This is a genomic window from Streptomyces maremycinicus (genome assembly GCF_001184025.1).
Taxonomy (GTDB): domain Bacteria; phylum Actinomycetota; class Actinomycetes; order Streptomycetales; family Streptomycetaceae; genus Streptomyces; species Streptomyces maremycinicus.
Map to the genome: position 1 here is coordinate 300773 of NZ_BBYG01000010.1, position 24606 is coordinate 325378.

Below are 24606 nucleotides of genomic sequence, written 5' to 3' on the forward strand. Positions count from 1 at the left end.
TCACACCCTTCCCGGCACCCCGGGATGTCGGGGATGTTCCTCCCGGGCAACCGAAGCGGCCGTTCCCGTGGTCGGGGAGGTAGATCGTCGACCTCGTCCGGCGGCCGGACCGACTCCCGGCCGCCCCGGTGAAAGCGGACCATGAGATATCGCAGCAGAGTGACGGCCCCGGCGGCCGCGCTGATCGGCACGGCGGCAGTTCTGGCAGGAGGGCACACGGCGTACGCGGATCCGGCCGGCGGATCCGGTGACGCGCCGGGGTCCGAGACCCTCGGCGACCGCGTCTTCCCGGCGCTCGGCAACGACGGCTACCGCGTCGGCGCCTACCACCTCGACTTCTCCTACGACGCCTCGACCGCCCTGGTCGACGCCACGGCGACCCTGCAGCTGCGTACCACCCAGGCGCTCACCCGTCTCTCCCTCGACGCGCTGGGCCTGGACATACGCGCGGTCCGCGTGGAGGGCCGCGAGGCCGCCTTCGAACAGGTGGACGAGAAGCTCAGGATCACCCCCGCCCGCCCGCTGCCCGCCCGGGAGCGGGTCAGCGTGAGCGTGACCTATACGGCGGACCCGCGCCGGGCGCTCGCGCACACCGCGTGGGTCCCGACGGCGGACGGGTTCGCGATCTGTCCCCAGCCGGACTCGGCGCACACCGTCTTCCCGTGCAACGACCATCCGTCCGACAAGGCGGACTTCACCTTCCGCGTCACCGTCCCCGCCGCCCTGCGGGCCGTCGCGAGCGGCACGCTCGTGTGCACCGAGACCCTGTCCGGCGACCGGACCGCGTACACCTACCGCTCCCGTTCGCCGATCGCCACCGAGCTGGTGCAGATCGCCGTCGGCGACCTCGTGGTGAAGGAGCGCCCGGGACCGCACGGACTGCCGCTGCGCGACGTCGTCCCGGCCGCGCGCGCCGAGGCCCTGGAGCCCGCCCTCGCGCTCACCCCGGGCCTGGTCGAGTGGCTGGAGGCACGGCTGGGCGCCTACCCCTTCGAGACGTACGGCCTGCTGCCGTGCGACACCGACGACCCGAACGCCTTCGACTTCACCGGCCTGGAGACCCAGACCCTCACCCTGTACAAGCCGAACTACCTGCTCCAGGCGGAGCCGAAGATCGGCTCGCACATGATGCACGAGCTGGTCCACTCCTACTTCGGCAACAGCGTCAGCCCCGCCGACTGGGCCGACCTGTGGCTGAACGAGGGCCACGCCGACTTCTACGGACTGCTCTACCGCTACGAGCGGGGCTGGCCGGACTCGCTGGGCCTGACCAGCTTCGAGGCCCGGATGAAGGACACCTACGCGCGCGGCGACCAGTGGCGCAGGACGTCCGGCCCGGTCGCCGCGCCGAACGCGGTCAACCTGTTCGACAGCCAGCGCTACCTGGGCGGCGTCCTCGTCCTGTACGCGCTGCGGCAACTCATCGGCGAGGACGCCTTCCACGAGGTCGAGCGGGCCTTCCTGGCCCGCCACCGCGACTCCTCGGCGTCGACGGAGGACTACATCGCCGTCGCCTCGCACACGTGCGGGCAGGACGTGTCCGGCTTCCTGCGCGACTGGCTGTACGGCACGACGACACCGAGGATGCCCGGCCATCCGGACTGGACGGTCACCCCCGTGACGTCCCTGCTCACGGCCCCGCCCCGGCGGACGGGCGCGCGTCGGCACGAGAACTCGGCCACGCTCTGACCCGCCTGCCGGCGCCGTCGGCCGTCAGTCGTGCAGGGCGCTCATCCCGCCCTGCACGACGTCGCCGACGGTCCGCTGCTGCGGGATGACGACCGTGCCCGACTGGAGGGCCACCGTGCGGGCCGGAGCCGGGATCCGGATGCCCTCGTCGCGGTAGCGGCGGTGCAGCCGCTTGATGAACTCGTGCTTGATCCGGTACTGGTCGCTGAACTCGCCGACGCCCAGGATCACCGTGAACCCGATCCGCGAGTCGCCGAAGGTGTGGAAGCGGATGGCGGGTTCGTGGTCCGGGAGGGCGCCGTCCACGCCCGTCATGACCTCCGCGATGACCTCCGAGGTCACCCGCTCCACGTGCTCCAGATCGCTGTCGTAGGCCACCCCGACCTGCACCAGGATCGTCAACTGCTGCTCGGGACGCATGTAGTTGGTCATGTTCGTCTTGGCGAGCTGCCCGTTGGGGATGACGACGAGGTTGTTGGACAGGGCGCGCACGGTCGTCTGACGCCAGTTGATGTCCTCGACATAGCCCTCCTCGCCGCTGCTCAGCTTGATGTAGTCGCCGGGCTGGACGGTCTTGGAGGCCAGGATGTGGATACCCGCGAACAGGTTCGCGAGGGTGTCCTGAAGGGCCAGCGCGACGGCCAGACCGCCCACCCCCAGGGCGGTGAGCAGCGGGGCTATGGAGATGCCCAGCGTCTGGAGCACCACCAGGAAACCGATCGCCAGGACCAGGATCCGGGTGATGTTCACGAAGATCGTGGCCGACCCGGCGACACCGGAGCGGGAGGAGGTCACGGACTGCACCAGCCCGGCGACGACCCGCGCCGCCGACACGGTGGCCACGAAGATCAGCAGGACCGTCAGGCCCTGGTTGACGGTGTGCTGGACGGCCTTGGTCAGCGGCAGCACCGCGGCCGCGGCCGCCGCGCCGGCGGCGATCATCGACCACGGCACCACCGTGCGCAGCGCGTCCACGACGACGTCGTCGCCGCTCCACCGGGTGCGCTTGGCGTGCTTCGCCAGCCAGCGCAGCAGCGTACGGGACAGGAAGGCGGCCAACAGGCCGGCGGCCAGGGCGATTCCGGCGACGGCGCCGTCGTCCAGGGTCAGGGCGCGGTTCACCGGTCACCTCCGGGAAGTCGATCCGCGGCACGCGGGGCCGCCGACGGCCGGATGTGAAGTCTCGTCACGATGTCACCTGTTCGGTTCCGGGATGTGCGGTCGCGCCCGCCGTTCGCGCGGCGGGCGCGACCGCTCATCCTGCCGTATCCGGCAAAGGAGTTCGTACCCGAGGATCCGGTCGCGCAGGGCCCCGAGGCGCCGAGACACCCGAGGCACGTCCTGAGGCACCGAAGGCACTGGGACACCCGTGGCACCGGAGACACCTGAGGTACCTGGGGCGCCCGAAGGCACCGCGCGGGCGCCTCAGATGACCTTCATCCGGACCAGCGCGCCGAGCGTCAGCGCCCCCGGCACCAGCGGCAGCCACACCGTGATGATCCGGTAGCCGAGGACCACGGCCGTGGCCACCGCGACCGGGCCGCCCGCCGCCACCAGCGCCACGATCAGCGCGGCCTCCACCGAGCCGATCCCGCCCGGCGTCGGGACCAGCGCGACCGCCACCGTCGCCGCCAGATACGCCACCGCCATGTGTGCCACCGGCACCGGCAGCCCCAACGCCCGTCCCGTCGCGGCCAGACCGGCCGCCTGGAGCACCGGGAACGCCAGCGAACCGCCCCACAGGGCCAGCGCCCGGGACGGACGGGAGTGCACCGAGCGCGCCTCACCGAGCGCCGTGCGCAGGAAGGAGCACACCGCCGCCCGCAGCCGCCGGACGAGAGCGAGCACGCCGGCCACCACCAGCACCGCCGCGCCGAGCGCGCCCAGCAGCGGGCCGAGCGCCACGTCGGGCAGCAGGGAGCCGAGCCGCAGCGCGTCGGGGAAGACGAGCAGCAGCACGGCCAGCAGGCCCACCCGGGCCACGCCCTCCGCCAGCACGTACAGCGCGAGGGCCGCCGAGGAGCGGGCCAGGGGCACCCCGCACACGGTCATGAACCGCAGGTTGACGGCGCTCGCGCCGAGCCCCGTCGGCAGCAGGTGGTTGGCCGCGCCCGCCGCGAACTGCGTGGCCAGCAGCCGCCGTCCGGGCAGCCGCTCCACCACCGCGCCCTGCCGGGTGACGGCCGCCGCCACCCAGGTCAGACAGGTGGCGCCGAGCGCCGCCAGCAGCCAGGGCCACTGCGCCCTCCGCAACTGGGCGAAGCCCTCGGCGAGCACCGACCGGTGCCGCACCGCGACCACGGCGACGAGCACGAGGGGAAGCAGGCACAGGATCCGGCGCACCGGCACACGCCGGGCCGGTCTGCGCGGGGGAACGGGAACGGGAACGGGGACGGGGACGGGGACAAGGGGAACGGGAACCGCTGTCACACTCGGAGAGGTTCTCCGCACGGCGCCAACTGCGGGTTGCGGAAGCGGGGACGGAACATTACGTACGGTCATCGGGTGCGTCGTCCGATCCCTTGTGGTCGAGGATGCGCGTCGAGGATGCGCGGAGAAGGTTGACCTCAAGGTTGCTTGAGGTCCTACGGTCGCTCCCATGAGCATGGAGAGCACCGCCTGGACGCAGCTTTACAGCGTCATGAACGCCCAGCAGGAACGCCGCCCCTTCGATCGGGTGACCTTGCGCCGCATCGGCGCGTTCGCCCGCCCGCACCGCCGCCGCATCGCCGTGTTCGTCCTGCTGGGAGTGCTGACCGCGCTGCTGGCCGTCGCGACCCCCGTCCTCGCCGGGCGGGTCGTCGACGCGATCGTGTCGCACGGCGACGCGGACGCGGTCGTCCGCCTGTCGCTGCTCATCGCCGTCATCGCGGTGCTGGAGGCGGCGCTCGGCATCCTGGGCAGGAGGCTTTCGGCGACGCTGGGGGAGGGGCTCATCCTGGATCTGCGCACGGCCGTGTTCGATCATGTGCAGCGGATGCCGGTCGCGTTCTTCACACGTACTCGTACGGGAGCGCTCGTCTCCCGACTCAACAACGACGTCATCGGCGCCCAGCGCGCCTTCAGCAACACCCTCTCCGGAGTGGTCTCCAACCTGGTCACCCTGGTACTGACGCTCGCCGTCATGCTCACCCTGTCCTGGCAGGTCACCCTGCTCGCGCTGGCCCTGCTGCCGGTGTTCGTGCTGCCGGCCCGGCGGATGGGCAGCCGGATGGCGGGCATGCAGCGCGAGGCGGCCGCGCTCAACGCGGCGATGGGCACCCGCATGACCGAGCGCTTCTCCGCGCCCGGCGCCACGCTCGTGAAGCTGTTCGGCCGGCCCGAGGAGGAGTCCGCGGAGTTCGCGTCCCGCGCCGCCCACGTGCGCGACATCGGCGTCCGTACGGCCACCGCCCAGTCGGTGTTCATCACCGCCCTGACCCTCGTCTCCGCCCTGGCCCTCGCCCTCGTCTACGGCCTCGGCGGCCACCTCGCGCTGAACGGCACCCTCGAACCGGGCGCCGTCGTCGCCCTCGCCCTGCTGCTGACCCGCCTGTACGCCCCGCTGACCTCCCTGGCCGGCGCCCGGGTGGAGGTGATGAGCGCGCTGGTCAGCTTCGAGCGGGTCTTCGAGGTGCTCGACCTGAAGCCGCTCATCGAGGAGAAGCCGGACGCCCGCGAGGTGCCGCCGGGTCCCGTCTCCGTCGAGTTCGACGACGTCCGCTTCGGCTATCCGTCCGCCGACAAGGTCTCCCTGGCCTCCCTGGAGGAGGTCGCCTCACTCGACTCCCGCGGCGGCGCCGAGGTCCTGCACGGCGTCTCCTTCCGCGCCGAGCCCGGGCAGACCGTGGCCCTCGTCGGCTCCTCCGGCGCCGGGAAGTCGACCGTGGCCCAGCTGCTGCCGCGCCTGTACGACGTCGACGCGGGCGCCGTCCGGATCGGCGGGGTCGACGTCCGCGACCTGAGCGCGGGCTCGCTGCGGGCCACCCTCGGCATGGTCACCCAGGACGGCCACCTCTTCCACGAGAGCGTCCGCGCGAACCTCCTGCTGGCCCGTCCCGGGGCCACCGAGGACGACCTGTGGGACGCCCTGCGCCGCTCCCGCCTCGACGACCTCGTCCGGTCCCTCCCGGACGGCCTCGACACGGTCGTCGGGGAACGCGGATACCGCCTCTCCGGCGGTGAGCGCCAGCGGATGACCATCGCCCGGCTGCTGCTGGCCCGCCAGCGCGTCGTCATCCTCGACGAGGCCACCGCCCACCTCGACAACACGTCCGAGGCGGCCGTCCAGGAGGCTCTCGCCGAGGCCCTCGCGGAGCGTACGGCGGTCGTGATCGCCCACCGGCTGTCGACCGTGCGCGCCGCCGACCTGATCCTCGTCGTCGAATCCGGCCGGATCGTGGAGCGCGGCACCCACGAGGAGCTCCTGGCCTCCGGCGGCCGGTACGCCGAGCTGCACCGGACCCAGTTCGACCAGCCGGGCCTGACGGAGGCGGCGGCGCGCTGAGGCGGTTCGCGCGCCGGACGACGCCGCGGCGGGTCAGCGACGAGATGCGGCGAGGCGAGAAGCGGCGAGGCGAGGAGCGCGGGGGCGGCGAGCGGAGGGGCGAGGAGCGGAGAGGCGGGGGCCGCGGCCGGGGGAGGGGGCGCGCAGGCCGACGGCCCGCGCCCCGCGTCGCGCGCCGAGGGTCAGCCCTTGGCGAGCAGATCCGCCGGGTAGGCGCCGGCGGCGAGCGCGGTACGGACGAAGCCGGTGCCCAGCTCGGTCAGCCGGGCCACGCCCTCCGCGCCGAGGTGTGCGTACGGGGCGCGGTCCAGGCGGTCCGTCTCCCGCTCGATGTCCTGGCGCAGCGTGCGGCCCTGCTCGGTCAGCTCCCCGTCCTCGTCGAGCAGGCCGCGCTCGCGGAGCCGGCCGACGGCCGCGTCCCAGTCCTCCCGGCTCCAGCCGCGGGTGCCGCGCACCCACTTCGGCGACATGCCCTTGCCGGTCGCCGTGTGGGTCACCATGGCCTCCAGACCGTCGAGCCCCGCGCCCATCAGCACGGCGAGGTGTCCGTCGCCCCGGTGCTCGCGCAGCAGGGTGGCCGCGTGCCAGTACGCCAGGTGCGGCTCCTCGGGGACCGGCAGGTCGGCGTGGGCCGAGTACAGGGGCCGGGCGCCGCGCGAGCAGGCCTCGGTGGCACGCAGGGCGAGCCGCGCGGCCTCCGCCATCTCCGCGGAGTCGATCACGTCCGCGCCCAGCTGGCGGCGCAGCGTCGTGTCGACGGCACGCGTGCGGGCCGCCAGCACCTGTGCGGGCGAGGCCGTCTCCCAGACCGCGGGCACGTAACGGGCGACCAGCGTGTGCTTGTAGTTGTAGAAGGTCGCCGTCACCGCGCCGGCCCCGACCGGCCCGAGCGCCGCGGCCCGCACGGCGAAGTTGACGGCCCGCGGATCGGTGACGCCGAGCGCGGCCAGTTCCCGGCCCACGTCGGGCGAGAAGTAGTGCGTCGCGTGCAGCGAGTTGAGGGTGCTGTGACAGTGGCGGCCCGCGCGCGGGTCCGGAGCGACGGTGGTCATGACGGGCACGGTACCGACCGGTCGGTAACTTCGCCAGGCCGGTACCGCGCCGGTCACGCGGCAGACGTGGGGCGGCGCACACCGCGCCGGTCACGCGGCAGACGTGGGGCGGCGCACACCGCGCCGGTCACGCGGCAGACGTGGGGCGGCGCACACCGAGCCGGTCACGCGGCAGACGTGGGGCGGCGCACACCGAGCCGGACGCCGCTACGGCACACGGGACGGCGCCGCCGTGTCCCGGCCGCGCGGACCGGCGAGTTCCGCGGCGAACTGCGCCCCGGTCAGCAGGGCGAGGTTGGACAGCCACAGCCAGACGAGGAAGACGACGACGCCCGCGAGCGAGCCGTAGAGCCTGCTGTAGGCGCTCAGGCCCGAGGCGTACCAGGCGAAGCCCGCGGAGACCGCGAGCCACAGCGCGGCCGCCAGCGCGCCGCCGGGCAGACTGCGCCCGCGCAGGCGGGCCGGGGCCGGACCGGTGTGGAAGACGACCACGACCAGGAGGGCGACCAGGCACAGCAGCACCGGCCAGCGCAGCACGCTCCAGGCCCAGGTCGCGGTGGCGTCCACACCGACGACCCGGCCCGCCGCCTCGGCCAGCGGACCGGTGAGCAACAGGACGAGGGAGCCGGCGAGGAGCAGTCCCAGCAGGGCCAGCGCGGTCAGCAGGATGCGGGGTGCCTTGCGCCAGGGTGAGCGCCGGTCCTCGGTCCGGTGCATGTGGTGCAGGGCACGGCGGAAGACGGCGAGATAGCTGGAGGCCGACCACATCGCGCTCGTCGCCCCGGCCACCAGCAGCGGCCAGGCCCCCCGGTCGGCACCCAGCGCACGGGACAGCACGGCGTGCAGGTCGGCGCCGGACTCGGCCGGGGCGTACATCGTGACGTGGGTGACGAATTCCTCCGCCGTGTCCGGGCTGATCAGCCCGAACGCGAGGACGGTGACCATCATCGCCGGGAGCACGGCCAGGATCGCGTAGTACGTCAGCGCCGCGGCGTAGTCCGTGATGTCGTCGTTCCACAGGGACGCCGGCGTACGCCGCAGCGCCGGCCACCAGGCGGCGGGCACCCGGGACCGCCGGACGGCGCGCCGTGCGGCGCCGGTGCAGGGGTCAGCGGACACGGCACCTCCCGTGCGGCCGGAACCCGCGCGGCGGGCGGGTGCGCGCGGCGTACGGCCCGGCCGTGCCCTCGGCCGGGCCGGCGATCATCCCTGCGAACGGTGTGCTCATGTCCCTGCACCTCTCCCCCGGATCCGCTCGCGCACACTCGGCGCCGAGCGGTTTGTCGCCCGGAGTCGCCGACGGCTGCGGGCCCGGGGCGGGCGGCGCCTCAGGAATCTGCGGGACGGATGATCTGCCATTCCTGGTCGTCGGTGTTGGAGCAGGTGAAGAGCGTGAGGTGTTCTCCGTTGCCGCCGGTGCTGTATCCGGCGACGTCCAGACAGGCGTTGTTGCTGGCGTAGTTACGGATCCAGTAGGTGCCGTCGTCCTGTTTGTCGAGCCACCACAGCTGGTTGTCGGCCGTCGTCCCGGCGCAGGCGTACTCCAGGATCGGTGACCTGATGGGCTTGGCGCCGTAGTCCGGAAGATCCACGCACAACTGGTCGTGGACGTTGCGGATCTGGAAGAGGGCCGAGCCGCCGGGGCCCAGCTTCGCGTACTTCACCTCCAGGTTCCACCGCTGGACGCCGGAGGGGTTCTCGTCGCAGGTGGCCTGCACCACCCGGCCCGCCGAGTCGGTGTCGGCGGCGGCGGGGAGGGCCGCGCACATCTTGGTGGTCGGGTTGCGCAGCATGACGTCCGACGCGGGCAGCACGCTCGGGGTCTTCTTCCTGGCCGGTGGGGACGCCGCGCCGCCGCCCGCGCCGTTCTGCGCCGAGGGCGACGCGGCGGGCTCGGCCGGCGCCGCGGCAGGCGCCGACACGGCGGGCGCCGAAGGGGGCGCCTGCGGGGCTGAGGGGGAGGGCGCCAAAGTGCTGACGGCGGCCTCCTGAAGCTCCCGGGCGCTGCTGGTGACCGTGGGCCGGTAGGCGAACCACAGCATCACGAAGGCGATCGTGAGCGCCAGGAGGATCCCGAACAGCGGGGTGAGCCAGCCGGGCAGGAAACTCCGCTGCACATAGGTGCCGTCGACGGTGAGCGGGGTCACCCCCGACCGCTTCACCGCGAGGGTGTACGTCCGCTCCTGCCGGGACCCGAACCAGATGATCCGGCGGGGCTTGAGCGTCGTCTGCACGAACGCGGCACGGCCGGGCTCGATCTGGAAGCTGCCGGGCTGGATCTCGTACGACAGGTGGTCACCGTGGTCGCTGCCGCTCAGTGACCCGGTCACCTTCGTGTTGCCGAGGTTGTCCACGGCCAGCTTCGGCCGTCCCCGGAACCGGCCCTTCACCGTCGGCGGCACGAGTTCGGCCCGCACCTCCGTGAAGGGCGCGATCGTCAGATTCCCCTCCGGAACGGCGGTCGACTCCGGATGCTCGGTCGGGATGATCCGGATCGCGTACGGGTTCGGGCCGGCTGTCGCGTCGGGCGTGCGCGGCGGCGCGAAGGTCAGCTCCACCGTCCCCGTCGTCCCCGGGTACAGCCGCAGGGAGACCGGCTCCACCGTGATCCAGGGCGAGAGGTCACCGACGGGCTCGAAGCGGTACTCGTCGACCACGTCACCGGTGTTGCGCAGCCGTAGCCGCACGGTCGTACGGCCACCGGGTTCCACGGTGGCCGAGGAGGGTTCGAGGGATGTCCACATACTCACCACTCGACGCTACGGGGGCGGACGGCGCCCGTCAGGAGCCGTCGGGGCAGGCCGAGCTGCCCCGACGGGCACCGCTTGTTCCGTGCGCACCCGGGTGGGAGGGCCGGTGTCAGCAGTACAGGTTGCCGCCCGGCGACACGCCCAGGATCGAGCTGAAGCGGTTGTAGGCGTCCACGCGGCTCTGCACCTGCGCCGGGTTCCTGCCGTCGCACTCCAGGGAGCCGTTGATGGAGCGGATGGTCTGGCCGAAGCCGGCCTGGCCGACCATGGCGTTGTGCGGAGTCATGGTCCCGGGGCCGGACTGGGTGTTCCAGTACCACAGGCCCGTCTTCCAGGCCACGGCGGCGTCGTTCTGCACCAGCCAGGGGTTGTTGAGCAGGTCGATGCCGAGCGCGTCACCCGCGGCCTTGTAGTTGAAGTTCCACGACAGCTGGATCGGGCCGCGCCCGTAGTAGGCGGCCTGGCCGGCCGGGCAGCCGTACGACTGACCCCAGTCGCAGTAGTGGGGGTAGTTCGCGGTGTTCTGCTCGACGATGTGGACGAGACCGCCGGTCTCGTGATGGACGTTGGCGAGGAAGGCCGCGGCCTCCTGCTTCTTCACCGTGTCGCTGCCGGTGGTGGCGAAGCCGGGGTAGGCGCTCAGCGCTGCGGTCAGGCCGCTGTACGTGTAGAAGCCGTTCCGGCCCGGGAACATCTGGTTGAACTGCGCCTCGGTGACGACGAATCCGGAGGGGGTGCCGCCCCCACCGCTCGCGGGCGCGTTCCACTTCTGGTTCGCGCCGCCCGAGCAGGTCCAGATCTGGAGCCGGGTGCCGTTGGCGCTGTTGTTGCCGGTCACGTCCAGGCACTTGTTCGCGGCCGGGTTGACGATGTCCCTCGCACCGCTGACCACCCATTGCTGGTTGGTGCCGCCGGAGCAGTCCCACAGCTGAACTGCCGAGCCGTCCGCGGTGCCGCGGTCGACGACGTCCAGACACTTGCCGAGCGCGCGCAGTGTGCCGTCACCCGGGTTGGACCAGATCTGTGCGCCTGTTCCGTTGCAGTCGTAGAGCTGTACGGCGGTGCCGTTGGCGCTCGCGGCGCCCGCGACGTCGACGCACTTGCCGGCGAGCCCGGAGATCGAGCCGTCGGCGGCCCGGGCGGGCGCCGCGGTGAACAGGGCGGTGAGGACCGCGCAGAGCGCGGTGAAGACCGCGAACCTGCCGAGGAAACGGGGTCCGTGCATGGTGGGGGACGCTCCTTGGATGTAGGGGGTGGACGGCCGTCCCCCGAGCGCGGGGAGACCGTCGGTGGAGCCGGTGTACTCAGGGGGCAGGGGCAGGGGCGGGGGCAGTTGCCCGGATCAGGGCATGCGGGGAGGCAGCCCCGGGTGGGGTCGTGGGGTGAGGAGCAACCGAGGAGGCGTTCACCTCGTGAGCGGTGGACGCGTCACACGGGGCGATGCTGAGCCGTGAACCTAAAGGTCTGGACCTTTTTCGTCAAGTGGTGAAGTAAGAGGTGAAGTAAGTGGTGGGAAAAGCGAGTTGCGGGCTCCCGGCCGGGCCCTGTCCGCCCGCGGGGCCCGGCGGCGTCCCCGGCGGGTGCCGCACAGGCTTGTGCCGTCGCTCAACTCGGCACATGGTCGGTACGAGCCCCGCGGCACCTGCCGATCGCTGTGTGCACGCCGACCCGCCCGCTGCCGCACCTCCGTCATCACCCGCGCCCACGGCCGGCCCCCCGCAGCGAAGAACGGCTCGGTCGCACGCGGCTCGCCGACCTTCCTGCCGCGGGAGGGACCACCGCCGGCGGCGATGCTCGTGGAGAGCCTCGTTGCGCCGGCCGGCAACCGTGTCGTCCCCGGGGCGGAGCGCTTCGCCGGAGCCCTTCAGGCGCACACCGCGCGGGCGGCAGCGGACGTGCGCGAGCACAGGAACCCGGACTGGGGGGCGTGGGGGAAGCGTTCCACACAAGAGGGAGGGCGCCGCCGGGGACCACAGCCCGGTCCTGCGGCGCGAGGCGGAACTGCGAAGACGGGCCTTGGAAGGGCTGAAGGGCTGGCGGCGGGCCGCACCGGCGCCCCTCGAACGGGACGTCGGCTCCGCTCGCGAGGAGCAGCGGGTGCGGTCGGCCGCGGCGGCGGAAGGCGGCGGCTCGGAACCCGCGCACCGGGGCGGGCGACCAAGTCGGCCACGGGGAGCGCCGTGCCTCCTGGTGCGGCAGAGCCCTCGCCCGGCGTCCGGCGCCGCCACACGTACGCCGCTGCCGCCGTCATGAGGCTTCAGCCCAGCCAGGGTGCTGCGGTGGTGATGCCGTTTCAGCGGTGGGGCGGTCAGTCGTCCCGGCCGAGTCGCTCGAGTGCCTCCTGCGTCTCGCGCGACGTCAGACCCCTGGGGCGGACCGGGCCTGCCGTGCCCGGACGTGTGCCTCTGCCGGGCGGCACGTGCCTACCCGGTCGAGGTGCGGCAGCCGTCGCACCGGGGAGCCTCCCGCACGGGCCCGCGAACAGGCCGGCGGCCGCAGCCGCTGGACGGGGTGCCGCCACTCGCGGACACCTGCTGAGCGTCCGCCGTCCGTCCTGGCGGGCCGGAGCGCGGGCAATCGCCGTTGGTTCGGATGAGACCGGGGCTGCGGGCGATCGCCCGCAGCCCCGGCCGGTGGACGGGCGGAGCGCCTCCTGTTCCCCCGGGCCGACCGGGGGAACAGGAGGACGGCGGCTACCTGCCCCTTACCGCTTGTGGCCGTTCCCGTGTCCGTTCGGATGCAGGACCACCTTGGTCCAGCCCTCGTCACGGGCGTCGAAGTGCTCGTAGGCGGTGGGGGCCTCGTCCAGGCTGAGTTCGTGGGAGACGACGAAGCTCGGCTTTGCCTTCTCACCGGCGATCAGATCCCGCAGCGCCCGGTTGTACCTCTTCACCGGTGCCTGCCCGGTGCCCATGCGCTGGCCCTTGAACCACATCATGCCGAAGTCGATCGGGACCTTGCCCTGCGCCTCCAGCTCCCCCTGGGCCTCCGCGCCGCCCGGGTCCTGCGGCAGGAACACGCCCACCACACCGATGTCGCCCGTGAACCTGACCGAGTCGATCAGCCCGTTGAGCGTGAGGCTGGCGTCCTCGTGTCCCTCGGGATCGTGCGCCTGATAGCCGACGCACTCACAGCCGTTGTCGGCGCCCAGGCCGAGGGTGGCCTCCTTGACGACCTCCGCCGGGTTCTGCTCGGCGGTGTTGATCGGGATGGCCCCGATCTCCTCCGCCTTGCGCAGCCGGTCGGGCTGGTGGTCCGCCACCCAGACGCGTCCGGCGCCCTTGAGGAGGGCGGAATAGGTCGCCATCAGCCCGACGGGACCGGCGCCGAGAACGATCGTCTGGTCACCCGGTTTGACGTGGGCCATCTCGGTGGCGTGATAGCCGGTGGGGAAGATGTCGGCGAGCATCACGTAGTCGGTCTGCCGCTCGGCGGCGTCCTCACCCAGCCGCAGCGCGTTGAAGTCGCCGTAGGGCACGCGCAGCAGTTCCGCCTGGCCACCCTGATACGGGCCCATGTCGGCGAATCCGTAGGCGGCTCCGGCAAGGGCCGGTTCCGGCTGCATGGTCAGGCAGTAGTTGGTCAGACCCCGCTCGCACTGCTTGCAGAAACCGCAGGCGATGTTGAAGGGCAGGACCACATACTCGCCGACCTGGACCTTGCGGACCGCCGAGCCGACCTCCACGACCTGGCCCATGTTCTCGTGGCCCAGGGTGCGGCCGGACTCGAACGAGGTACGGCCCTCGTACATGTGCAGGTCCGAACCGCAGATGTTGGTAGTGGTGATCTTGACTATGATGTCGCAGGGATGTTCGATCTTCGCGTCCGGTACGTCCTTCACCGTGACCGTTCGCGGACCTTCATAGACCGCTGCCTTCATGATGACTTCTCTCGGTGCCGCGGCGTCACCGCGGCACGGCGCTGATGGAGACGGCGTACCGAGCCGGACTCCCGGAGTCGGTGCGACGGGGTCCGTGACCCGGCCATGCCTCCGGTGGGGCCGCTCACCCGATCCAGGTGAACGGAGGTGCCGCCGCCGGCTTGGCGGACGGAGCTTCGGGGCTCCGGCGGCGGTGCCGTCCGGGTCCCCGCCGGTCCCCGACGCGAAACGACCACGCACCGATCGATCAGCAAGGTCTTCGCGGGCGGACGGTCATCGGCCACCCATCACCGACGGATCCCCGACTCAGGTCACCACCTGGTCACCGTCGTCGTCCTGGAGCATGTGGCGGCGTTCCTGTTCCCGCTTGGAGTAGGCGGCTGCCCGGATGGCCTCGTCGCTCTCCAAGCCCGAGCCCAGCGCACCGCCCACCGTGGCGACGGAAGCCACGAACCAGGACAGCGTCCAGTACTCCGCAGCACGGAGCGGGGTTCCTGTCGTGTAGGCGAACACGTGGCCGTTGAGGATGAACAGGGCCCACACCCAGTTGATGACGATCAAACCCACGTAGCAGACGAGCACCCCGATACCCACCGTCAGGACCGTCGAGGCGTTGTAGAGCCTCGCCCTCTGGCGCGCCTCCCGCGATGCCTCCGCCGATCGATGCCACAGCTGCGCGTCCACGATCAGCCAACCGATCATGAGTGCGACCGACCCGACCGTGGCGATCACGAGGCGCGGCACGCTCAGGGACTCGGCCAGGCTCCAGATGGTGGAGTTCACGGTGGCGACGGCTCCTGTGGCGAGGGCGGCCGCCAGGGCCTTCGACAGGCCCGGCACCAAGCGCCACGGCCGGTTGGCGCGGACCATACCGACGAGCACCCTCAGGTAACCGCGCGGCCCGCTGACGACGTACCGCAGATCAGCGGTCTCCTCCGCACCGACCTGGGTCGGGTGAATAGGCGCGAAGCGACTGACGAAGGGAGCCAGCGACGGCTGACTCGGCGGAGGTCCCTCCGCCCGGGAGGCCCGCGAACCCGCCAGACTGAGCACGGCTACCTCCACGGCCCGCCGGGCCCTCGTCTGGAGCCGCATGCCCCCCAGTGTGGGAAGCGACAGCAGCGCGAAGCCGTGTTCGTGACTCAGATCCACCACGAGCTTGTGCCCGTGTGAGTGCAGCGGAAGGTCGGTGAGGGCCACGACGATGTCCCAGTTCTGCGCACTTCCACGCTCCAGGATCCGGCGCATCAAGGTGGGCAGGTCCTCGGTCCCCGCGGTGAAGGGCTCACTGACCACCTCGACCTCGAACCGTCGCCCCTGGCCGGATCTGTCGGCGAGCCGAGCAGGAAGCAGCCGGGCCATGCGCTGCGCGATCTCCGTCGGCGCATCCGGATCCGCCAGGAGAGCCACGACCGTAACGCCCTGAGACGACACCCGCATGACTCCTTATCGTCGGCTGCCCTCGCATCGCCCGTTCCTACAGGATGCGCCCCGAGCCGTTGCGTACGCCGCCTGACACGCTGGCCCGCGCCGGCGGGTGCCGGCGGTACGGTCAGGTCGCTGCGCGCCTTCCGTGCGAGGCCGCTCGACGAGTACCCCGGGAAGGGTGGTCTCCGGCAGCGACGCCACCTGGTCGGCATCCGCCGACAGCGGAGTGTGCGCCGCCCGAGGCCGTGCGGTCCGACCGCTCCCGACCCGCTCGCGCAAGGGTTCCGATGACGCGATCAGCCGGGGCCGCCCAGCACGATCTTCCACACTCGGGTCGCCACCTGGAGGTTCAGCCGGTCCTCGACGTTCGCGAGGTCGTTGCCGCTGATGTCGCGGATGCGCTGGAGCCGATAGCGCAGCGTGCTGCGGTGGATGGTGAGGGATTCCGCGGTCTCGTCGTAGTTGCCGCCACAGTCGAAGTACCGGGACAGGGTCTCCACCATGGCGGTGTGGTGCCGGGAGTCGTAGTCGATGAGCTGCCCGAGCCACTCCTGGACGAACGTCTCCAGTTCCCGGTGGTCGTTGCCCGGTCCCAGGATCCGGTAGAGGCCCAGCTCGTCGAAGAACGTCGTGCCGTGGCGCTCGCGGGAGTGACGCCGTACTTCCATGGCGCGCCGCGCCTCCTGGTAGCGGTGGGGGATGTCGGCCGGGGAGTCGCCAGGGGCGCTCACGCCGATCGTCCCGGACCGTGTCCCGGTCTCCCGGGCGATCGCCTCGTACAACGCGCTGGCGTGCGGCCTGTCGTCGGCGACCAGGACCACGTGGTCGGAACGTCGGGTCAGCAGCGAGCGCATGCCCATGGCAGAGGCCGCCCGTCCCACGGTCTGCGCGAAGGAGTCGTCCGCGGTCCGCTCCGGCCACTGCACCACGACGATGTAGTGGCTGCGGCGCAGGTCGTGTCCGACTGCCTCGGACCGGGCGTAGGCGCTCACCTCGTCCGTCCCCGCCAGTAGGTCGTCGACCAGCTCACGGTGCAGCCTCAGTTCCACTTCGGCCAGATCGCGCTGGTGCGTCAGCTCCGGGGCGAGCGACGCGGCGGCCTGCTCCAGCGCGAGCACGGTGTGCTCGTCGGCCTCGCCCCGGGCATCGACCACGGCCAGCACGCCCAGGATCTCGCCGTGCGGGCGGACCAGGGCGGTCAGCCGGTCCTTCACCCGCACCGGTCCGGCGTGACGGGCGACGGCGTGCAGCATGTCGTCCTGGCGCACGGGGTCCGGATCGGGATAGGGGTCGGGCCGGGTGGGACCGCTCCAGGACCGCAGCCGACCGAAGCGGTCCTCGACCAGCGCGGGGAGTCCGGTGAGTCTGTGCAGTGCACGGGTGACGGCTTCCTCGCCTCCGCTCGAGGCAGCGACGTCGGCCATGAGCGCGTGCACGGCCCGTTGGTACCCCAGCTCCGCCACGACCGAGATCAGCTGCCGCTGGAGGGCTGTGCGTTCGTCCCTCAGCCGGTGCAGCTCCAGCGCGTCCTCACGTCGGCGGTGGTGTGCGAAGGCGACCGTCAAGGCGGCAGCGGTGTGCCGGACGATCGTGGCGAGCAGGGTCCGCTCGGCCTCGGACGGCCGGGAGAGGGACGTCACCACGAGGTAGCCGTGGAGTCCCTCGCGTCCGCGCAGCCCCAGAGCCCGGCCCCAGGGTCTGCCGGGTACGGTCACCGGGCCGTCCCGCCCTGCCAGGTCCCGCACCCTCCGGCCCACGGCCGAGGCAGGTGCCTGTCCGTTCCTCGGGCTGGGGATCAGGTCGCCGCCCACCTGGAGGTAGCCGGCCTCGGCGCGGTACGGCCCCGCGGCGGCGATGTGGTCCATGGCCAGTCGCAGGATCTCGTCTTCGTCCGGGGTCTCGAACAGGGTTCGGGAGAGCGCCACCAGCTCGCGGAGGGCGTGGTCGGCCGGGGTGGGGACGGGTGGGCGGGGCCGCGAGAGAGCGGCCGTGGAGTGCCGCCGGGCGCCCCGTGGGGGGCTGCCCTCCCCGTCGGAACGGCGGTAGTACACGCTGTGCGTCCGGCTGTGGGCCATGGGATCACTCCGTTCTCCCCGAGTCCTCGGGGAGGCGAGTGGTATGCCGCGTACCCGCTCCCGGCCGGCCTACCCGGGATGTTCGCCATCTTTCTCTCGTCCTCGTGGGGCGACGTGGCCCGTGCATTCCCGACCCGCCAGGCGCAGGCGTGGAGTCACCCGGTTCGTCACCCTGGGGAGTGTTCGAGACCCTCCGTGCGCACGGCGTGAAACCGGCGGAGGTCCCACCTCTACGTGAACGAACGTGATCCGCGGAGTCGGCGCAGGCGCCGTACCGGGAGGAGTTCCCCATGGCCAAGGCAGTGGGCATCGACCTGGGCACCACCAACTCGGTGATCGCCGTGTGGGAGGGCGGCGAGCCGTCCGTCGTGCCCAACAGCGAGGGCAACCGCACGACACCGTCCGTGGTGGCCTTCACCGACACCGGGGAACGGCTGGTGGGCCAGCTGGCCCGGCGCCAGGCGATCCTCAACCCCAAGGGCACCATCTACTCGGCCAAGCGGTTCATCGGCCGGCACTTCGACGAGATCTCCGAAGAGGCCAGGGCGGTGGCGTACGACGTCGTCGAGGGCGACGGCGGGGCCGCCCGCTTCAAGGTGCGCGACAAGCTGTACGCGCCTGAGGAGATCAGCGCACAGGTGCTGCGCAAACTCGCCGACGACGCCTCCAAGCAGCTGGGGGAGCGGGTCACGGAGGCGGTCATCACGGTGCCCGCCTACTTCAACGACGCCCAGCGCACCGCCACCAAGGACGCCGGACGGATCGCCGGCCTCGAGGTGCTGCGGATCATCAACGAGCCGACGGCGGCAGCCCTCGCGTACGGCATGGACAAGAAGGAGCACGAGACCGTACTCGTCTTCGACCTGGGCGGCGGCACCTTCGACGTGAGCATCCTCGACGTCGGCGACGGCGTGGTGGAGGTGCGCTCCACCGCCGGTGACAGCCACCTGGGGGGCGACGACTTCGACCGGCGTCTGGTGGATCATCTCGCGGACGACTTCCAGAAGGAGAACGGCATCGACCTGCGCAAGGACCCGCAGGCGCTCCAGCGACTGTTCGAGGCGGCGGAGAAGGCCAAGACCGAGCTCAGTTCGGTGACGCAGACGCAGGTCAACCTGCCGTTCGTCACCGCCGACGCCTCGGGCCCCAAGCACCTCACCGACTCGATCATGCGGTCCACGTTCGAGCAGCTCACCGGTGATCTGGTGGAGCGCTGCCTGGGACCGGTGCAGCAGGCGATGGCCGACGCCAAGGTCGGCGAAGGCGACATCGACGAGGTCATCCTCGTCGGTGGTTCGACCCGCATCCCCGCTGTCCAGACCCTGGTCCGCCGGCTGACCGGCGGCAAGGAACCCAACATGAGCGTCAATCCCGACGAGGTCGTGGCCCTGGGCGCCGCGATCCAGGCCGGCGTGCTCAAGGGCGAGGTCAAGGACGTGCTGTTGCTCGACGTCACCCCCCTGTCGCTGGGCCTGGAGACGCGCGGCGGGGTGATGACGAAGATCATCGAGCGGAACACCACCATCCCGGTGCGCCGCAGCGAGACCTTCTCCACCGCCGAGGACAACCAGCCGGCCGTCGATGTGGTGGTCCTCCAGGGCGAGCGCGAGCGGGCAGCCGACAACCGGGTGCTGGGACGGTTCCAGCTCACCGACATCCGGCCGGCGCCGCGGGGCGAACCGCAGATCGAGGTCACCTTCGACATCGACGCCAACGGCATCCTCAACGTCAAGGCCCGCGACCGGGACACCGGCAAGGAACAGGGCATCACCATCAGCGAGAGCTCCAACCTGGACCGCAGCGAGGTCGAACGCATGGTCCAGGAGGCCGAGAGCAACCGGGGCCAGGACCAGGCACTCCGCGAGGCCGTCGACGCCCGCAACGAACTCGACGCCGTCGCGTACCAGGTCGAGAAGCGTCTCGCCGAACTGGGCGACGCGGCGCCCGCACACGAGAAGGCGCGCGCCGAGATGCTCGTGTCCGACGCCCGCGCGGCGGTCAAGGAGGAGGCGGGCGTGGAGCGTGTGCGGCCCCTGACCTCCGAACTCCAGCAGGTGCTGGCGGGGCTGACGGCACATCAGGGCACAGGTGTCACGGACGAGGGTCCCGGCCAGGACGCCGCAGGCGGTCCCACGAGTGGCGGTGGCGATGACGACGACGTCATCGACGCCGAGTTCGACAAGAGCTGAGGCGCGTCATGCCCACCCACCCCCAGGAACCCGACCGGGCCGCGTCGGATCCGGTCGTACCGGTCCCGGAAGGCGCCGGACGCCCTCCGCGCGAGGATCTGCCCCGACCGGGCCCGCCCCGGTCCGAAGCGGGGAACGGCGAACCGGGACCCGACGCCGCCGGCCCCGCGCGGGCCGAGGACGAGTACACGACCGCGATCCGGGAACTGGAGGACCGCTGGCGGCGCGCACTCGCCGACCTCGACAACCTTCGCAAGCGTCACGCCAGGGAACTGGAGCGCGAACGCGCGGTGGAGCGGTCCCGTACGGCGGCCGCCTTCCTGCCCGTCCTCGACAACCTCGAACTCGCCCTGACCCACGCGGGGGCCGATCCGGGCGCGGTCGTGGAGGGCATCCGGGCCGTACGCGACCAGGCGGTGAACGTCCTCGAACTGCTCGGCTACCCGCGGCATGCGGAGACCGGCGTCGCCTTCGACCCGGCCCGGCACGAGGTGGTCGGTGTCGTGCAGGACCCCGACGCCCCACCGGGCACGGTCGTCCAGGTGCTGCGCGCCGGTTACGGGGACGGAGAGCGGCAGCTCAGGCCCGCCGCCGTGACGGTCGCGAAACGGGAGTGACCGGTCATGGCACGGGACTTCTACGAGGTGCTGGGCGTGTCGCGGACCGCGAGCCAGGACGAGATCCAGCAGGCATATCGCAAACTCGCCCGCAGGCACCACCCCGACGTCAACAAGGATCCCGGGGCGGAAGAGCGCTTCAAGGACCTCAACGAGGCGTACAGCGTCCTGTCCGACCCCAAGACCCGAGCCCGCTACGACCGCTTCGGCGAGGATTTCCGCAAGATCCCGGAGGACTTCGACGAACGGGCCGCGGCGGGAGCGGGCGGCGGCTTCCGCGGTCGGAGGACCGCAGGCGGTGGCGGTCCCCGTGTCCGGTACGCCACCGGCTTCGGCGACGACTTCGGCGCGGAGGGCATCGACATCGAGGACCTGTTCGGCTCCATGTTCGGAGCCGGTGCCGCCCGAGGCGGCGTCCCCGGAGCGGACCAGGAGGCCGAACTGCCGCTCACCGTCGAGGAGGCGTACCGAGGCGGCCGTCGCACCGTCACGCTCGCCGGTCCCACCGGGCAGCCGCGGCGGTACGAGGTCGACGTGCCGCCGGGCGTCACCGACGGTCAGCGCATACGGCTGGCGGGTGAGGGAGGCCAGGGCAGTGGTGACGCCGCCGCGGGCGACCTGTACCTGCGGGTGCGTGTCCAGCCCCACCCACGGTTCCGGCTGGACGGCCGTGACGTGCACGTCCAGGTCCCGGTCACTCCCTGGGAAGCGGCCCTGGGCGCGACCGTACCGGTGCCCACCCCCGGCGGTGGCACGGCCAAGGTCACGGTGCCCGCGGGCTCGTCCAGCGGACGGCGGCTGCGGCTGCGCGGCGAGGGCATGCCGAACCCGCGGGGCGCGGACGGCGACCTGTACGCCGAACTCCGCGTCATGGTGCCGCCCACCCTCGGCGACCGGGAGCGCGAACTGTTCGAGGAGCTTGCCGCCACTTCCCCGTTCGACCCCAGGAGGACGTGATGAACGACCGATCCGCGGGAGCGGCAGGTGTCGGCCGGGCCGGCGTGGGCGCCCGGCCGGCTCGGACGGGCGCCGACCTCACCGCCTCGACGGCTGTCCGGTACGCGCTCGTGCCCGTCCCCAGGCTCTCCCTGGCCGCCGTGGCCCTTCGCTCGGGCCTCCACCCCGACCTGATCCGTCGGTTCGTCGCCCTCGGCCTGGTCGACGCGGAACGCGACGCCGCTGGGCGCCTGCTGTTCGATCCCACGGCCCCGGCGGTCCTCGCCCGCATCCAGCGGCTGCGCACCGGACTCTGTCTCAACTACGCATCCATCGGCCTGGTGCTCGACCTGCTCGACCGCATCAGCCTGCTCGAAGCCGCCCTGCGCGGCCGCGGCACGAGGAGTGAAACACCCCCATGGACATGAACCGTCTCACTCAGAAGTCCCAGGAAGCCCTCCAGGAGGCCCAGACCGCGGCCGTCGGCATGGGGCACACCGAAGTCGACGGGGAACACCTGCTGCTCGCACTTCTCGATCAGGAGGACGGACTGATCCCGCGGTTGCTGCAACAGGCCGGCGCCGAGCCGCAGGAACTGCGCGCCGCCGTGGGCGAGGAACTCTCCCGCCGCCCCAAGGTCACCGGCCCCGGCGCGGCACCCGGCCAGGTCTTCGTCACCCAGCGCCTGTCCCGCCTGCTCGACGCCGCCGAACGAGAGGCCAAACGCCTCAAGGACGAGTACGTGTCCGTGGAGCACCTCCTGCTCGCGCTGGCAGAGGAGAGTTCCGCGACCGCCGCCGGGCGACTGCTCAAGAAGGCCGGCATCACCAGGGACTCGTTCCTGAGCGCGCTCACCCAGGTCCGCGGCAACCAGCGCGTCACCTCCGCCAACCCCGAAGTGGCCTACGAGGCTCTGGAGAAGTACGGCCGCGACCTGGTCCTCGAGGCTCGGTCCGGGCGGCTGGACCCGGTCATCGGCCGGGACGCGGAGATCCGCCGCGTCACCCAGATCCTCAGCCGCAAGACCAAGAACAACCCCGTCCTCATCGGCGACCCCGGCGTCGGCAAGACCGCCATCGTCGAGGGCCTGGCCCAGCGCATCGTTCGCGGCGACGTCCCCGAGGGCCTGCGCGACAAGACGGTGTTCGCCCTCGACATGGGGTCCCTGGTCGCCGGCGCCAAGTACCGCGGCGAGTTCGAGGAACGCCTCAAGGCCGTGCTCAGCGAGGTCATGGCCGCCCAGGGACGGATCCTGCTCTTCGTCGACGAGTTGCACACGGTCGTCGGCGCGGGCGCCGCCGAGGGGGCCATGGACGCGGGCAACATGCTCAAGCCGATGCTCGCCCGCGGCGAACTCCACATGATCGGCGCCACCACCCTCGACGAGTACCGCAAGCACATAGAGAAGGACGCCGCCCTCGAACGCCGCTTCCAGCAGGTCCGGGTCGACGAGCCGAGCGTGGAGGACACCATCTCCATCCTGCGCGGACTGCGTGAACGCCTGGAGGTCTTCCACGGCGTGAAGATCCAGGACACCTCGCTGGTCGCCGCGGCGACGCTCTCCCACCGCTACATCACCGACCGTTTCCTGCCCGACAAGGCCATCGACCTCGTCGACGAGGCATGTGCCCGGCTGCGTACGGAGATCGACTCCATGCCCGCCGAACTCGACGAGATCACCCGCCGGGTGACCCGCCTGGAGATCGAGGACGCGGCCCTGTCCAAGGAGACCGATCCCGCGAGCAAGGCCCGTCTGGGGGAGCTGCGCAGGGAACTGGCCGACCTGCGCGGCGAGGCCGACGCCAAACGCGCCCAGTGGGAGGCCGAACGGCAGGCGATCCGCCGCGTGCAGGAACTGCGCCAGGAACTGGAGCAGGTCCGCCACGAGGCGGAGGAGGCCGAACGCGTCTACGACCTCAACCGCGCCGCCGAACTCCGCTACGGCCGGCTCCAGGACCTGGAGCGCCGACTCGCCGCGGAGGAGGAGCAACTGGCCGCCAAACAAGGGCAGAACCGGCTGCTGCGCGAGGTCGTCACCGAGGAGGAGATCGCCGAGATCGTCGCGGCCTGGACCGGCATCCCCGTTGCCCGCCTCCAAGAGGGCGAACGCGAGAAACTGCTGCGTCTCGACGAGATCCTGCGCGAGCGCGTCATCGGCCAGGACGAAGCCGTCAAGCTCGTCACCGACGCCATCATCCGCGCCCGCTCCGGCATCCGCGACCCTCGACGCCCCATCGGTTCGTTCATCTTCCTCGGCCCCACCGGCGTCGGGAAGACCGAGCTGGCCAAGACCGTCGCCCGGACTCTGTTCGACTCCGAGGAGAACATGGTCCGCCTCGACATGAGCGAGTACCAGGAGCGGCACACCGTCAGCCGGCTCATGGGCGCACCGCCCGGATACGTCGGCTACGAGGAAGGCGGCCAGCTCACCGAGGCCGTACGCCGCAAGCCGTACTCGGTCGTGCTGTTCGACGAGATCGAGAAGGCGCACACCGATGTCTTCAACACCCTGCTCCAGATCCTCGACGACGGCCGCATCACCGATGCCCAGGGCCGCACCGTCGACTTCCGCAACACCGTGATCATCATGACGTCCAACATCGGCTCCGAGCACCTCCTCGACGGCGCCACCGCCGAAGGTGAGATCAAGCCCGACGCCCGCGCCCTGGTGATGGGCGAGCTGCGCGGGCACTTCCGCCCGGAGTTCCTCAACCGCGTCGACGACATCGTGCTGTTCAAACCGCTCGGCGAGCAGCAGATCGAGCGGATCGTGGAGTTGCAGTTCGACGAACTGCGGACGCGGCTCGCCGAACGCCGCATCACCGTCGAACTCACTCCCGCCGCACGGGAGGTGATCGCCCATCAGGGCTACGACCCGGTGTACGGGGCCCGGCCGCTGCGCCGCTACATCTCCCACGAGGTCGAGACGCTGGTCGGACGCGCCCTGCTGCGCGGCGACGTCCAGGACGGCGCGACGGTCCGCGTCGACGCCGAACACGGAGAGCTGGTGGTCACCTACGACCGGCCCGAGGACGTGAAGGGAGCGCGGGCGGCATGAGCACGATGCGGGCGACGACCGTCGGTTGTCCGAACTGCGGGCGCACCAACCGGGTGCCCGCGGCCGCGGAGGGCCGACCCCGGTGCGGCCATTGCAAGCAGCCCCTGCCGTGGATGGTGGACGCGGGCGACGACGACTTCACCGAGGTCGCCGAGCGGGCCGACGTCCCCGTCGTGGTCGACCTGTGGGCCACCTGGTGCGGCCCCTGTCGCATGGTGAGCCCCGCGCTGGAGAAGGTGGCCACCGATCTCGCAGGCCGCATCAAACTCGTCAAGGTCGACGTCGACCGGAACCCGCGGCTCTCACAGCGTTTCGACGTCCAGGCGGTACCGACACTGCTCGTCCTCGACCGGGGCGAGACGGTCGCCCGGCAGGCGGGGGCGGCGCCCGCCCCCGCTCTGCGTCGGTGGGTGGAACAATCGATCACGGCCCGGGAAAGGTGATCC

17 protein-coding genes are annotated in these 24606 nt (G+C 71.8%); 8 read left to right on the forward strand and 9 right to left on the reverse strand.

All coding sequences use genetic code 11. The features are described from left to right. Window positions 1-141 precede the first annotated feature (141 nt). Window positions 142-1689, forward strand: coding sequence for a M1 family metallopeptidase (locus AOQ37_RS08930; protein WP_062642996.1), 1548 nt, complete (start codon window positions 142-144; stop codon window positions 1687-1689). A 24-nt stretch (window positions 1690-1713) separates the two neighbouring features. Here the strand turns inward: AOQ37_RS08930 and AOQ37_RS08935 are convergent, their stop codons facing one another. After that, the gene (locus tag AOQ37_RS08935; RefSeq protein ID WP_062642998.1) at window positions 1714-2811 is read right to left on the reverse strand and encodes a mechanosensitive ion channel family protein; all 1098 of its coding nucleotides are present in this window, start codon (window positions 2809-2811) and stop codon (window positions 1714-1716) included. Between the two features lie 303 nt (window positions 2812-3114). Then, window positions 3115-4038 (reverse strand): lysylphosphatidylglycerol synthase transmembrane domain-containing protein, encoded by a 924-nt coding sequence (locus AOQ37_RS08940; RefSeq protein WP_062642999.1) that lies wholly within the window; start codon window positions 4036-4038, stop codon window positions 3115-3117. A gap of 256 nt (window positions 4039-4294) precedes the next feature. Between AOQ37_RS08940 and AOQ37_RS08945 the strand changes: the two genes are divergently transcribed. After that, window positions 4295-6175 (forward strand): ABC transporter ATP-binding protein, encoded by a 1881-nt coding sequence (locus AOQ37_RS08945; protein WP_062643001.1) that lies wholly within the window; start codon window positions 4295-4297, stop codon window positions 6173-6175. Window positions 6176-6357: 182 nt separating this feature from the next. Here the strand turns inward: AOQ37_RS08945 and AOQ37_RS08950 are convergent, their stop codons facing one another. The 7 genes from AOQ37_RS08950 to AOQ37_RS08980 form a co-directional block, all read right to left on the reverse strand. Next, window positions 6358-7227, reverse strand: a complete 870-nt coding sequence (locus tag AOQ37_RS08950; protein WP_062643578.1) for an SCO6745 family protein — start codon at window positions 7225-7227, stop codon at window positions 6358-6360. Window positions 7228-7434: 207 nt separating this feature from the next. After that, a complete protein-coding gene (locus AOQ37_RS08955; RefSeq protein WP_062643003.1) occupies window positions 7435-8346 on the reverse strand; it encodes a YihY/virulence factor BrkB family protein in 912 nt (303 codons plus the stop codon). A 209-nt stretch (window positions 8347-8555) separates the two neighbouring features. Continuing rightward, window positions 8556-9977 (reverse strand): RICIN domain-containing protein, encoded by a 1422-nt coding sequence (locus AOQ37_RS08960; protein WP_062643580.1) that lies wholly within the window; start codon window positions 9975-9977, stop codon window positions 8556-8558. Window positions 9978-10086: 109 nt separating this feature from the next. Then, a complete protein-coding gene (locus tag AOQ37_RS08965) occupies window positions 10087-11202 on the reverse strand; it encodes a chitinase (RefSeq protein ID WP_062643005.1) in 1116 nt (371 codons plus the stop codon). Between the two features lie 1479 nt (window positions 11203-12681). Next, complete coding sequence (locus AOQ37_RS08970) at window positions 12682-13857, reverse strand: glutathione-independent formaldehyde dehydrogenase (RefSeq protein WP_062643007.1); 1176 nt, start codon at window positions 13855-13857, stop codon at window positions 12682-12684. A gap of 306 nt (window positions 13858-14163) precedes the next feature. Then, entirely contained in the window at window positions 14164-15297 is a 1134-nt protein-coding gene (locus AOQ37_RS08975; RefSeq protein ID WP_199824964.1) for a hypothetical protein, read from the reverse strand. A gap of 284 nt (window positions 15298-15581) precedes the next feature. Next, the gene (locus AOQ37_RS08980; RefSeq protein WP_062643010.1) at window positions 15582-17360 is read right to left on the reverse strand and encodes a helix-turn-helix domain-containing protein; all 1779 of its coding nucleotides are present in this window, start codon (window positions 17358-17360) and stop codon (window positions 15582-15584) included. A gap of 290 nt (window positions 17361-17650) precedes the next feature. On the opposite strand from AOQ37_RS08980, the gene dnaK reads away from it, so the two are divergent. Genes dnaK through trxA form a run of 6 tightly spaced genes read left to right on the forward strand, consistent with a single transcriptional unit; the run spans window position 17651 to window position 24603 of the window. Continuing rightward, window positions 17651-19549 carry a molecular chaperone DnaK gene (gene dnaK / locus AOQ37_RS08985; RefSeq protein ID WP_062643012.1) on the forward strand — a complete coding sequence of 633 codons (1899 nt, stop codon included), beginning with the start codon at window positions 17651-17653 and terminating at the stop codon, window positions 19547-19549. 8 nt (window positions 19550-19557) lie between these two features. Further along, window positions 19558-20166 carry a nucleotide exchange factor GrpE gene (locus AOQ37_RS08990; protein ID WP_062643013.1) on the forward strand — a complete coding sequence of 203 codons (609 nt, stop codon included), beginning with the start codon at window positions 19558-19560 and terminating at the stop codon, window positions 20164-20166. A gap of 6 nt (window positions 20167-20172) precedes the next feature. After that, the gene (locus AOQ37_RS08995) at window positions 20173-21123 is read left to right on the forward strand and encodes a DnaJ C-terminal domain-containing protein (protein ID WP_062643017.1); all 951 of its coding nucleotides are present in this window, start codon (window positions 20173-20175) and stop codon (window positions 21121-21123) included. Further along, window positions 21123-21530, forward strand: coding sequence for a chaperone modulator CbpM (locus tag AOQ37_RS09000; RefSeq protein WP_062643018.1), 408 nt, complete (start codon window positions 21123-21125; stop codon window positions 21528-21530). The genes AOQ37_RS08995 and AOQ37_RS09000 overlap by 1 nt, the downstream gene beginning before the upstream one ends. Next, complete coding sequence (clpB, locus tag AOQ37_RS09005) at window positions 21521-24160, forward strand: ATP-dependent chaperone ClpB (protein ID WP_062643020.1); 2640 nt, start codon at window positions 21521-21523, stop codon at window positions 24158-24160. Before AOQ37_RS09000 ends, clpB begins: the two co-directional genes overlap by 10 nt. Continuing rightward, window positions 24157-24603 (forward strand): thioredoxin, encoded by a 447-nt coding sequence (gene trxA / locus AOQ37_RS09010; RefSeq protein ID WP_062643022.1) that lies wholly within the window; start codon window positions 24157-24159, stop codon window positions 24601-24603. Before clpB ends, trxA begins: the two co-directional genes overlap by 4 nt. Window positions 24604-24606: the final 3 nt, after the last annotated feature.

What these genes read in the sequence shown, in the direction of transcription:
- AOQ37_RS08930 (WP_062642996.1), top strand. Translation starts at nt 142, where the DNA reads ATGAGATATCGCAGCAGAGTGACGGCCCCGGCGGCCGCGCTGATCGGC.
- AOQ37_RS08945 (WP_062643001.1), top strand. Translation starts at nt 4,295, where the DNA reads ATGGAGAGCACCGCCTGGACGCAGCTTTACAGCGTCATGAACGCCCAG.
- AOQ37_RS08950 (WP_062643578.1), bottom strand. Translation starts at nt 7,227, where the DNA reads ATGACCACCGTCGCTCCGGACCCGCGCGCGGGCCGCCACTGTCACAGC.
- AOQ37_RS08965 (WP_062643005.1), bottom strand. Translation starts at nt 11,202, where the DNA reads ATGCACGGACCCCGTTTCCTCGGCAGGTTCGCGGTCTTCACCGCGCTC.
- AOQ37_RS08970 (WP_062643007.1), bottom strand. Translation starts at nt 13,857, where the DNA reads ATGAAGGCAGCGGTCTATGAAGGTCCGCGAACGGTCACGGTGAAGGAC.
- AOQ37_RS08975 (WP_199824964.1), bottom strand. Translation starts at nt 15,297, where the DNA reads ATGCGGGTGTCGTCTCAGGGCGTTACGGTCGTGGCTCTCCTGGCGGAT.
- AOQ37_RS08980 (WP_062643010.1), bottom strand. Translation starts at nt 17,360, where the DNA reads ATGGCCCACAGCCGGACGCACAGCGTGTACTACCGCCGTTCCGACGGG.
- dnaK (WP_062643012.1), top strand. Translation starts at nt 17,651, where the DNA reads ATGGCCAAGGCAGTGGGCATCGACCTGGGCACCACCAACTCGGTGATC.
- AOQ37_RS08990 (WP_062643013.1), top strand. Translation starts at nt 19,558, where the DNA reads ATGCCCACCCACCCCCAGGAACCCGACCGGGCCGCGTCGGATCCGGTC.
- AOQ37_RS08995 (WP_062643017.1), top strand. Translation starts at nt 20,173, where the DNA reads ATGGCACGGGACTTCTACGAGGTGCTGGGCGTGTCGCGGACCGCGAGC.
- AOQ37_RS09000 (WP_062643018.1), top strand. Translation starts at nt 21,123, where the DNA reads ATGAACGACCGATCCGCGGGAGCGGCAGGTGTCGGCCGGGCCGGCGTG.
- clpB (WP_062643020.1), top strand. Translation starts at nt 21,521, where the DNA reads ATGGACATGAACCGTCTCACTCAGAAGTCCCAGGAAGCCCTCCAGGAG.
- trxA (WP_062643022.1), top strand. Translation starts at nt 24,157, where the DNA reads ATGAGCACGATGCGGGCGACGACCGTCGGTTGTCCGAACTGCGGGCGC.